General features: G+C 48.2%; 11 protein-coding genes. 8 read left to right on the top strand and 3 right to left on the bottom strand.

The features are described from left to right. A partial coding sequence (locus BLX24_RS29010) for a PKD domain-containing protein (protein ID WP_143092863.1) occupies window positions 1-1,394 on the top strand: 1,394 nt, incomplete at its 5' end. A 137-nt stretch (window positions 1,395-1,531) separates the two neighbouring features. Here BLX24_RS29010 and BLX24_RS29005 read toward each other — a convergent pair. Further along, window positions 1,532-1,897, bottom strand: coding sequence for a winged helix-turn-helix transcriptional regulator (locus BLX24_RS29005; protein ID WP_071506727.1), 366 nt, complete (start codon window positions 1,895-1,897; stop codon window positions 1,532-1,534). A gap of 151 nt (window positions 1,898-2,048) precedes the next feature. Between BLX24_RS29005 and BLX24_RS29000 the strand changes: the two genes are divergently transcribed. Further along, the gene (locus tag BLX24_RS29000) at window positions 2,049-3,044 is read left to right on the top strand and encodes an aldo/keto reductase (protein ID WP_071506726.1); all 996 of its coding nucleotides are present in this window, start codon (window positions 2,049-2,051) and stop codon (window positions 3,042-3,044) included. Window positions 3,045-3,134: 90 nt separating this feature from the next. Here the strand turns inward: BLX24_RS29000 and BLX24_RS28995 are convergent, their stop codons facing one another. Further along, window positions 3,135-4,352 (bottom strand): tyrosine-type recombinase/integrase, encoded by a 1,218-nt coding sequence (locus BLX24_RS28995; RefSeq protein WP_177225952.1) that lies wholly within the window; start codon window positions 4,350-4,352, stop codon window positions 3,135-3,137. A 344-nt stretch (window positions 4,353-4,696) separates the two neighbouring features. On the opposite strand from BLX24_RS28995, the gene BLX24_RS28990 reads away from it, so the two are divergent. After that, a complete protein-coding gene (locus BLX24_RS28990) occupies window positions 4,697-5,965 on the top strand; it encodes a TolB family protein (protein ID WP_177225951.1) in 1,269 nt (422 codons plus the stop codon). A gap of 79 nt (window positions 5,966-6,044) precedes the next feature. Here the strand turns inward: BLX24_RS28990 and BLX24_RS28985 are convergent, their stop codons facing one another. Beyond that, window positions 6,045-6,965: a DUF1016 N-terminal domain-containing protein gene (locus BLX24_RS28985; RefSeq protein ID WP_083422251.1), complete on the bottom strand. Its 921-nt coding sequence runs from the start codon at window positions 6,963-6,965 to the stop codon at window positions 6,045-6,047. Window positions 6,966-7,189: 224 nt separating this feature from the next. On the opposite strand from BLX24_RS28985, the gene BLX24_RS28980 reads away from it, so the two are divergent. From BLX24_RS28980 to BLX24_RS28960, 5 genes are all read left to right on the top strand, one after another. Further along, window positions 7,190-7,693 (top strand): RNA polymerase sigma factor, encoded by a 504-nt coding sequence (locus BLX24_RS28980; protein ID WP_083422254.1) that lies wholly within the window; start codon window positions 7,190-7,192, stop codon window positions 7,691-7,693. Then, on the top strand, window positions 7,686-9,077 hold the full coding sequence (locus BLX24_RS28975) for a hypothetical protein (protein ID WP_071506722.1): 1,392 nt from the start codon (window positions 7,686-7,688) through the stop codon (window positions 9,075-9,077). Before BLX24_RS28980 ends, BLX24_RS28975 begins: the two co-directional genes overlap by 8 nt. A 189-nt stretch (window positions 9,078-9,266) precedes the next feature. Continuing rightward, window positions 9,267-10,220 carry a sensor histidine kinase gene (locus BLX24_RS28970; protein ID WP_143092862.1) on the top strand — a complete coding sequence of 318 codons (954 nt, stop codon included), beginning with the start codon at window positions 9,267-9,269 and terminating at the stop codon, window positions 10,218-10,220. 74 nt (window positions 10,221-10,294) lie between these two features. Continuing rightward, window positions 10,295-10,747 carry an Xre family toxin-antitoxin system antitoxin gene (locus BLX24_RS28965; RefSeq protein WP_071506720.1) on the top strand — a complete coding sequence of 151 codons (453 nt, stop codon included), beginning with the start codon at window positions 10,295-10,297 and terminating at the stop codon, window positions 10,745-10,747. A gap of 5 nt (window positions 10,748-10,752) precedes the next feature. Beyond that, window positions 10,753-11,211, top strand: coding sequence for an RES family NAD+ phosphorylase (locus BLX24_RS28960; protein WP_071506719.1), 459 nt, complete (start codon window positions 10,753-10,755; stop codon window positions 11,209-11,211). Window positions 11,212-11,447 lie beyond the last annotated feature (236 nt).

Below are 11,447 nucleotides of genomic sequence, written 5' to 3'. Positions count from 1 at the left end.
GCACCGTACCGCTGCAACTGACGCTGTTGTCAGACGGCAGTACCGACCGCGATGGCGATAAGCTGACGTATCAGTGGAAAGTTACGGCTCCGGGTATCGCGCCGCGTAGCTTTTCAACGCCGAACCCTTCCATCACTTTCGACAAAGCCGGTGTGTATACGGCTACGCTGACCGTTAAGGACCCGCAAGGGGCCGAAAACAGTCAGTCGGTTAAGATTATCGCCGGAAATGAACCCCCTGCTGTCGCTGTAAACCTGGCCAGCAACCAAACGTTTTTCTTTAAGGATCAGCCGATTCAGTATGCTGTTCAGGTAAACGATCAGGAAGACGGTGGTCTGGAAAGTGCCGGGGCCAAAAAAATCAACCCGAAGCAGGTGGCCATGAGCATCAATTATACGTCGGAAGGCTTCGACTACGCCGAGGTAAAGCAGGAACACCGGAGTGTGGATGCCTCTACGCAGTACGCTGTTGCCCATGCGATCATCAACCAGAGTGATTGTAAGGTCTGTCACCAGATTGCGACCAAATCGGTTGGCCCGGCGTTTACAGCGATTGCCTCCAAATACAAGGGTGATGCCGGGGCCGCTGAGCGGTTGGTAGCCAAGATTCGGAACGGTGGTGTCGGCGTCTGGGGTGAAGTAGCCATGCCCGGACACCCGGCCATGTCAGTGGCTGATGCCGGTACATTGGTAGACTACATTCTCCACATTAACGATAAGACATACAGCAGCTTACCACTCAACGGCGCCTATTCGGTTACTTTGCCGGCGGGTGATAACGGCCGTGGGTCTGTACTGATTCGTGCCGCCTATACAGACCGTGGTAATACACTGGGTGCCGGGAAAAGTGTTCCGTCCCAAACGTCCGAGAAGTTGATCGTCTTGCGTAGCCCGGATGTGGATGCCTCAACCGCAGAGGTTATTAAAGGGGTAGAGGTGAAGGCCAAAGGCATGGGTAAGGGTGAAAATATCATTGCATTCAACAACGGCTATTTCGGGTTCAGGCAAATCGATCTGACGGGCATTCAACAGCTTGAAACCAATGCCGCTGCCCAGCGACGGGAGGGAGCTGCCGGTGGTAAGATAGAAATTCATATCGACTCACCAACCGGCCCGGTCATTGGCGAAGCCAATCTCGAACTGGCTCCCGAAGTTGACGTAGCGAAGCTCATGGCCCAGATGGAAGCTCAGCAGAAGGAGAACGCCAGGCAGGGCGGCGATGGGGCCAAGAAACCGGCCCAACCTGCGTTTAACCCGTTTGCGACAAAACCGGTCTTTGTACCGCTGAAAAAGACGGAGGGCAAACATGACCTTTATTTTGTGTTCAAAAATGAAGCCGCTACAGCGATTCAGCCGCTGTTGTCTATGTCAAAAATCAAATTTCTGGATAAGTAGTTAAACCAGCAATGTCTCCAGACAGCCTCTGCCGGAACCCCTCTGGCAGAGGCTGTTTTGTTTTATGCCAGCCGGGAAAACTGAAATAATCCACGCAACGCGCGGAACAAAATCAGACGCAATAAATCAGTAATAGATCAACATGACGCGGCCGGAAAATCCATCTCCGTTTCTGAAAATTTACACATAACATCCAGTAACTCGCTTAATTTCAACCCTGTTGGCGTTAAAGCGTACTCCACGCGGGCAGGCACTTCACGAAAATTATCATTCCGCGTGATCAGTTTATGCTGTTCCAGCAACTTCAGACGGTCGGCCAGGATGTTATCGCTGATGTATTTCAGGTCCTCTTTTAAGCTCGAAAAACGGTTATTACCTTCTTCAATACTGAACAGCACCTCAGTCAGCCAACGTTTGCTCAGTAAATGAATTAGCTCATTCAGGGTGCATTTTTCTTCCAGATACGCCTGGTTATGGTAGTTTGTCGAACTCACTTTTCTCATGGCTACTCACTTTTAGAGGAGTTACTCATAAATGAATATCCTCTTGCTTACCGATAGCTATTGTTTTTGTTTTACGACTTGAACCTACTTAAAAACAATAAGCTAAACAAGTAAATACCCCTTACTGGTTTAGTAGGTAAAACATATCCGGATGGAATACAGAAAATTAGGAAACACAAATCTAGAACTGTCAGTCATAACCTTTGGCGCATGGGCAGCCGGTGGCTGGATGTGGGGCGGATCTGAGCGGAAAGATGCCGTAAAGGCCATTCAAGATTCGTTTACCGCAGGAGTTACCTCGATTGATACGGCCCCTATTTACGGTCAGGGCCACAGCGAAGAAATTGTCGGAGAGGCCATCAAGGGTATTCCCCGGGATCAGGTACAGATTCTGACTAAGTTTGGCATGCGCTGGGATCTGGCAAAAGGCGATCTGGCTATGCATTCCACAAACAATGCCGGTGAAGCCATCGATATCTATAAATATGCCGGGCGGGACAGTATCATAAAAGAGTGCGAAGACAGTCTGAAGCGATTAGGCACTGATTTTATTGATCTTTACCAGATTCACTGGCCAGACAAAACAACACCGATTGAGGAAACCATGGAGGCCGTCAGCCGGTTGATTGAGCAAGGTAAAGTCCGGTATGCCGGCGTCTGTAACTACAGTGCTGAACAGATGGCAGAGGCGGAAAACACCATCTCACTGGCGTCGAATCAGGTTCCGTACAGTATGGTGAAGCGGGATATTGAGAAAAATGTAATCCCCTATTGCCTTGAGAACCACAAAGGCATATTGGCCTACAGCCCCCTCGAACGTGGTTTACTAACCGGTAAAATGAAGCCCGGCCATGCCTTTGCTCCTGGTGACCATCGGGCAAACCTTTATTTTTTCAAGGACGAAAACATAGCCAGGGTCGATGAATTCCTGTCGTCGATTCAACCAATTGCCGAGGATAAAAAAGCGACCATCGGTCAGCTTGTCTTACGCTGGACCATAGATCAGCCGGGTATAACCATTGCTCTGGCCGGTGCCCGCAACGCGGAACAGGCCTTACAGAATGCCGCCGCCGCGCAACTGTCACTTTCTACAGAAGAAAACCAGCTCATCACGGATAAATTAAATCAACTGGTCCTCCTGAAATAAAGTAATCCCCTGCCAATCAGGTAAAAATTCCCTGATTGGCAGGGTTTTCTGTTTGGGATACGTGATGAATTCGTGTCATAGATACTACCTTCACTCATCCGGGAGTTTGTCAAGATAGAGCTCCCTTGTCTTTTTGCGGGTATACATTTGTGTGGTATCAAAGCGGGCATGCCGCAGGTGTTGCTGCACATAGATTCCATCCACTCCTTTTTCCAGTAAGAGCTGAGCCGCTGTATGCCGCAGGCTATGGGCAGAAATACCCTCCCGCTTCAGTCCCGACTTCTCCAGGGCAGCATCTACCAGCCGTCTGACTTTCCGGGTGGTCAGTTCCGGAAATACGGGGTCTATGGATTGTAAATCAGGACGCTGGCTAAAAAGCATTCGTATAACGTCAATGCTGTGTTTAAAAAGTTTTACTGCTTCGCGGGTGTATTTGCCTTTGCCAAGGACATAGACAATACCGTTCGGCAAATCCAGATCCCTGACCTGGAGCCGGGTGAGTTCAACCGTTCGCAAGCCCGAATAAACCATCAGACTTATCATAGCCAGTGTTTCGGGATCATCGCATTCTGAAAGCAGCTTATCGCGGTTTTCAGCCGAGAGCGCATCTTTATACACGGTTTGTTCTAAACTGAGCGCACTTACCTTTTCAATGGCCGCCAACCCTTCGCGCGGCTCATCGTCCAGCTTAAATTTCCGGGGATGCTCAAGAACAAACCGCGCCAGTGCCTTGAGAGCCGAAAGCCGCAGGTTTATAGTAAAGGCCGAATATCCCTGTTGCCGCAGTTCAGACATGAACTGACCTACGCTGACGGCGTCGAAACCGGACAGATCGTTTCCCCATGTCCGCTGCTGTTGCATCCACTCAAAAAAAGCGTTCAGTGATTTCTGATAGGTAGCTTTGCTTTCGTCTCCCCGCAGATTAACGGCCTGATAGATAAACTGCAAGACCAGTTCATTACTGGCGGGCGGTGCTTTTTGGGCAACCGGGTCAGCCACGACAGGCGGACAGCCACGCAGCCGGTAAAATTCCAGAAATTTCCGGACCGGGCTCAAATACGCAGGCCGGGCTTCCGGATACGTTTCAAGACCATATGCCACGGGTACGTTTGTCTGCAGGCAGTGTTTCAGATACCGGGCAATCAATACCGGATAGTTTGATTTTGCTCTGGAAGCGGTTTTATTACCGGTAAAATACCAGTCAGCAAAACTAGCGGTAATCTGTTTTACGGTAAACCAATCGCCCCTGACATAACCCACCTCCGGTTTGCGTTTTCCGGTCAATGTAGATTTAGTTTCCTTACGCATCGGTGTTAAACAACTGTGTGTATTTGTATATTGTTGAACGAACCCTGTATCACATCCGCAATTTATATCAGACCTGAAGCTGTTTTGCCTGTCTGCTAATAAGCGTACAAGATACAACATTTTCAAGTTGCCGGAAATGTTGATTTCCGGATTTACTTGAAAAATGTTATTTACATGAAACCGGGGAATCCTTAATTATCGTAAACTCATCCGGCTTTTATTCCACCGTTTCATCTATAGTATCCGGACTACCAAAATTTTTTACCCGGAACATTAGTACGAACCCTTTCCAACCTTTTACCGGTAGTATGGCTCTATCACACACAACTATAGCCGAAAGCCGGATGAGACGATTGCTTCTTTTTACTGGTCTGTTTTTTATAGTAAATGCTTGTAAAGAAGAGCACCCCATTGACCCGGCAATACGAGTCAGACCGGTTAGTTTACAGATTTCTGTAACCGCCGACGGATACAAACTTAACTGGGAACCTGAGCGTATCGTCTGCATAACCTCTCCATGTCCTGACCTTGCAGATGTTGAAGCGGAAGAATATGAAATTCAGGTTGCAGACAATGAGAACGGCCCCTTCAAGGCCTATCAGACACTCAATGCTGATAAAAAATCAACCCTCATCCCGGCAGCGGGCCGTGGCGTACAATTAGTGGCACGAGTCGTATCAAAGGCAAAAGGAGCGCCCGCTGTGCCTTCGAATCCGGTTATGGCTACCAACGGATTTCTTTCACAGTCTGCCTATTATCCCGGATTTGGCTTATCGGCCGACGTTTTAGGAGGAGATGTTGCCAGAGACGGCTCTAAATCTACCTATATCGTATCGGTAGATAAAGGTGCCGGTCAGTATGAGTTTCAGACCTTTCTTACCCAACTGGTGAATGAACAGGTGATCTCCGCAACATTAATAAACCGGCAGGGGAGAGCAGGCAAATTTTCCCCCGACGGGCAACAACTGGCTTTTGTTTCTTTGGCAAATAACTCGCTGATTATATACGATTTGTCCTCCGGGCAGGAACGATCGGTTCCGGTCGCAGACCTGGCTTTTGCCCGCGATATTGTTTGGTCTCCCGACGGAAAATGGCTGGCTTATAATACGCAAACGAACGACGGGTCCCGTCTCTGGAAAATAGCTACCTCAGGCGGACAGCCAGTTCCGTTGAGCCCTGTGCTGCCGGTTTCAACCGAAAATGCCATCCGGAACACCACATTAACCTGGTCGCCGGATGGTCAGTTGATTGGCCTCTCCCGTGTCCGCACCGATAATAACGGTATGTCATGGCGCGCAGTTATTTCGTTTTATGCTGCCACTGGTTCCGGAGAAACACGATTTTTTGACACCCAACCCGGCTGGATCGACACAAACCCGCAATTTTCACCGGATGGAAAACAACTGGCTTTTCTTAGTACCAGAACGTCGCCTGCTCAGTTTATTTATAGTCTCTGGATAAGGGACCTGACATCCGGTACTATACGCCGGATTGAATTACTGCCGGGCCTGATTCCCTCCAATGATTATGCACCCCGCTGGCTCGGAAACGACCGGATCTTATTTATGGGAACCCAGCAAGGCAAAAAAGGCTTTTTTACCGTTTTTATCTGATTGTATCCGGTTTTGTGTACGCGAAAGGCCATACCGGAAACGTACGGGAGCCTTTTACCTCCTGAAATTATGAAGCGGCTCATTCTTCAATTTTTTTCGGGAGCAAACTTCGTTCTTCAGCGTTAAGCATCTTACTTTCAGCTACCTGTATGGTTTGCACCTCGTTTTTGTTACTCACCAGTAGTCCGACCGGGGCCATTGTGAGTTGTTTGGGTTGTTGCTGCTGAAGGTTTTCCAGTTGTTTGGGAAGAAACGCCAGCAAATTTGGTGAGCTGTCTCTAAACCAAACGCACACAATCCGCTGCAATAAATAATGAAAGAAGATTAGTTCCGGCTTAGGTGTTTCGAAGGTATACGGCAGGCTCAGTTTATTGATTAATGCCCATCCCGGCTGACCTAATAAAATTTGCTTTGTTTTGCCGATTTTACTCCGGATGTGATCTGCTTCATTTAACGCTTTTTTCTTCAGCGTTTCTTTTCTGAACTGGTTTTCTTCCAGGCCCACCTGATAATAATAATTTGAACGTACCAGCTTTTGAAGCGTCCGGTACGACCAGCCCTCGTCAGCAGCGGCATTCATGTAAAACGCCCGTTCCTGTTTATTATCAATCGCGATCAGCAGTCTGTAATGCGTCCAGGTCAATTCTGTGCGTAAACGGTCTTTTAATTCAAAATCACTTGACTCACGCGATGCGTGGGGTATTGGATATTCTACATAGAACTGCCGAAACCACCAAAGGTTGGTCGATTTATATCCTTTGCCGAACGTTGTCGTGAGTTCTTCTGACAGGTTTTCAATTAACTGAGTACCATAGTCAGCCCGTTGCTCTCCCTGTTGTTCCGTCTCAACTATGATTCTGCCGATGTGCCAGTATGCTTCGACACGTGCAAACGACGGATTTGACACCGCAGCTAATTCTTCCGGCGATACTAATTGCTTTAAATAAGCATGCAGTTCTATCATCGACTCCGATGATAGCTGCGACTTTACTTCTGTCATAATACAAAAATGACTTTAGGCCTAAAATAGCCCTATGTGGCTTATGTGCGTCCTGATTTTTAATATAATCACAAATATTTACATTTTCAGGCATCGTTCCATAGCCGGAGTGCGTATTCTATTTTAAACCAAGCGCCACTCACGTGTTATTCCGCCGTACGAAACATTTTATTCTGCAAGAGGTCATTGATGGGTGCCGCAAGGGTAAATCTTCTGCGCAGAAGATGCTTTTTGAAGCCTATTACAGTTTCGGTGTTAATATATGTTTACGGTATGCCAGTTCACGGGAAGATGCGGAGGAAATGTTTGATGATGGTTTTCTGAAAGTCCTCAACAAAATCACTTACTATGATCCGGAGCAGTCGTTTGACGCCTGGTTCAGAACGATTATGGTCCGGACAGCCATCGATCAATTCCGGAAGTACAAAAATGAGCCTTCTTTTATCGATGTTGATGATGCCTGGGACCTCGGTACAGACGATGAAATTCCGGGAAATATAGCAGCCGACGAAATTCTTCAGCTGGTACAGCGTCTACCCTCTTCTTACCGGACAGTCTTTTCATTGCATGTAGTGGACGGGTATTCGCATCCGGAAATTGCCGGAATGCTTGGTATTCAGGAAGGCACTTCCCGCTCTACTCTGGTAAAAGCCCGATTGAAATTACAGGAACTTTTACGTACATGGAACCACGAACATTCCATAAGCCGGCGCAACAATTATGTCTAACGAACGATTTGATAAATTCCTGAAAAAAAATCTGGAAGCTGTCCGGCCGGCCTATACGGTCAGTGCGTGGGAGCGCTTCCGAAAAAAAATGCCGGTTCCCCCGCTTGCTTCCTGGTTGCTGAACTATGGCGGCTGGGTGGCCAGTTCACTCCTGCTATCCGGCTGGCTGGTAACGTTTTACCTGTACTGGAAGCAAAACGAAACGTTAAAAACTGTTCAAAAACAAATCAATACGCTTATTGAAGACAGAACTTTACTTTCTAAAAAATCTCAGCATTCAGTCATTACCTCACCGGCAGAACCCCTGCACCGTATCGACACCGTGTATATAATCCATAAGACGATTATTGACACCAGCAAGCCGGTGTATGCCTCTACAAAATCCGCCGGTGAACCAACCCAACCGGTGACTCAACGACGCCGTTCCGAACCGGTTACCGGAACTACCCGGGAACCCGTTCTAACCAGGAATGAGGCTCTTTCTGCTATTCATCAGAAATCGCCTCTTACCGAAACTGGCGACCGGCATGCCTATCAGCGCCTAAAACAAGGTAATGCCGGGCAGCCAACAGCCTCAGCGCGCCCGTCTGCCCATAACAGTACTTTTCAAGATTCGCTGACCAAGCCAGTAACTACTTCTGTACCGACTGCTTCGGCGGATAGCGCTGAGGTGGTAGCGGAAACGCAGCAGCCCAAAACTCCTGACCTTAGCCTCCCAAAGGCGCCTCCGGTCTCTGAAGCACCGATGCAGCCAAAGAAGCCCGAAGCGAGTAAACCGCCATTCTCGTTACGGCAACTAAAGCCCCGTATCGGCATACAGGGGATTGCGGGCCTCAAAGGGGCTGGCGCCGGCTTTGTGCTTGATTTTCAGGTAGCTGACAGAACGAATCTGTCATTTGGCCTACAGGCACAACACATTCATACCGAAAACCATCACGCATTAGACGATTATAATTCGGCTACCGGGCAGGACTTTATGGAAATATACCGGAAATACCTGCCCCAAAAATTTGACTTCATTGAGGGGATCTCCATCAGTGAAACATTTATGACGGTCCCGGTTTCGCTGAATTATTACATTCCCATCCGGAAAGCATGGTCTGGCTTTATAAATGCCGGAACGCAGTTAAACCTCTCCGGATTTCAGGAAGTTTCTTTTGAAACCTATACGGGCAGCCGCGAAAACCATTATCGGTTTGACTTCAGGACACACCCGGATTTATTCACCAATTTTGTTTTTGGCGGCGGCATCCAATGGCAGCATAAAAATATTGCCCTTCAGCTTGGGCCTTCCTACAAATACATATTTCACCGTGATCATAATTCGGCCGCAAAATCATCGGCTGGTCTCAATGCGTCAATGTTTATTAATTTATTCAAATAGATACTTCATGTCGGCGTCTTTCTGTCTTCATACAATTATTGTACTTTTATATGCCTTTGTTTCAGGGCTTCATAACAAGTTTTCCGGAAGACGGAACGTATCGATATGCTCAGGCTTAAGTTGTATACAAAACGAGATGACATCGTAGCGCTGGCTATTTTACCCCTATACTATCTTTTTTTTAATCTTATGCTTTTTGGCAAGGATTATTTCGGTAATCTCAGAGTCTTTACCCTTGCCACTCTCAGTATCATTGTCTTCTGGACACCCATTTATTTTTTACATGCCTTACCAGCCATTTTCCTGAGAAAACGCTTTCCCGCAGAAAAGCAGGCACTTACCCGTTTGTGTATTGCCATTACCATCCACATGTTCATGAGCGGAGCAACGATCTGTGGCTTCTTTTACGGGTACCGGCTGATTGATTTTCCCGGATTTACGTTCAATCTTGTCAGCCTGCAGATTTGTTTAGCGGTCACCTGGTTCATCAATATCATTCTCAATATCCTGCATGAATACATCTATACGATGGACCGCTGGAAACAAACGCTGCTGGAAACAGAAGAGCTGAAGCGGGCCAATCTGCAAAGTCAGCTCGACGGGTTAAAACAGCAGGTAAACCCTCATTTTCTGTTCAATAGTCTCAATTCCCTCACGGCACTTATCAGCGAGGATCCGAAACAGGCCGAACTATTTGCGGAAGAGCTCAGCTCCGTTTATCGCTACGTGCTTCGTGCCAACGAGCGAACGCTGACCGAACTTGATCAGGAACTTGATTTTGTTCATTCCTACTATCAGTTGCTGAAAACACGCTACAACCGCGGACTTGACCTCACTATGGATATTGATAAGCAATACGGCCATTACCAGATTCCTCCCCTGACCCTTCAATTGCTGGTTGAAAACGCCGTGAAACACAACATCATTCTGCCCGAACAACCTTTACAGATACACATTCAGACCAGTAAGGAAGGCAAGCTTTCTGTTCAGAATAATCTGCAGAAAAAATCACAGCGGGTATTGAGTAATGGGGTTGGCCTATCGAATATCATCAGTAAATATCAGGTACTGGGCCACCCGATACCTATTGTGAAAGAAGCCAACGGCCAGTTTGTGGTTACCTTACCCCTGATCCTTTCCTGAATACCTGACACTGCCATTTTGCACTTGCATTACTGACTTTTTGCAGTTATTTTTACAAAAACAGCGAATCAGAAATGGCAACATTAACGCAACAGACGGCCGGCCGACGAACCGGAAAACAACCGGAAAAGGCATCCTTCAGTCCGAAATGGGCATCCGGGTTCAGCATTATTGAGGCCTCGCGGCAGGGCGTTCCGGCCAAACAGGCTGATGAGCTGGCTCAGCTCCTGAATCTGTCCTTTAAAGAGCTGGCCGCTATCCTGCAGATTGCCGAACGTACCTTACACCGCTTCCGGAATGAAGGACGGCTTGATGCCCACTCGTCGGAACGGCTTTTGTTGTTATCGAACCTGGCTGCTCATGGATTGATGGTGTTTGACAGTCGTGCCGATGCACTTGCCAACTGGCTGCGTTACCCCCTGAAAGAGCTTAAGGATCAGGCTCCGCTCCTGTTATTGAGCACCATCAGCGGTTTTAGCCTCGTAGATGATGTACTTACCCGGATCGAATACGGTGTTTACGCGTAGCTCCCATGCTGGTTTACCGATTGTATAAAAGTACGTACATCGCAGACCCGCTGTCGGCCGAAGGCGCACGGCGGGCCGGGGGCCGCTGGAACCCCAAAGGCTATCCGATTCTCTACACCTCTGCCACCCCGGAACTCGCCCTGCTGGAAATCCTGGCGCATCTGAATCCGGCCTATATTCCTGCTTTTCATTTGCTGGTGCTGGACATTCCGGATGTGGCCAGAAACGTATCCATGCAGGAACTCCCTGCTGACTGGGAGCACGACAGTCACTATGAAACCCTGCAAACCTACCTGATCGACTGGCTGCGCCATCCCGGCGAACTGGCGGTTTCGGTGCCCTCGGCCATCGTCACCCGTTCGGCCAACATACTGCTTCATACCCTGCATCCGGACTTCCATGACCTGGTCAGAATTGTTGAAAACGAACCCTTCCGCATTGACTCGCGGCTGATCTCTCCTTAAGCTGCTTTGCCGCCGGTATGCGAAACAACACCGGCAGACCGTTAATGGATCAAAATATTACCTGGTCAAGGCAGCGTTTAGCCTTGCGTTGACGTATAGTATCTTAAACCATCAGTCTAATCTCATGAAAACAAGCTCACTGGAAGAAACGCAAAGCCGCCATCAGTTTTTAAAGGATTTAGGATTACGCGGCTCAGCGCTTCTGGCCGTTTATTGTCTGGGTAATTCAGTGACAG

It is taken from the genome of Arsenicibacter rosenii (assembly GCF_001870735.1).
Lineage (GTDB): Bacteria > Bacteroidota > Bacteroidia > Cytophagales > Spirosomataceae > Arsenicibacter > Arsenicibacter rosenii.
The sequence above is the reverse complement of the archived record's forward strand: the minus strand, read 5'-3'. Positions and strand labels throughout refer to the sequence as shown.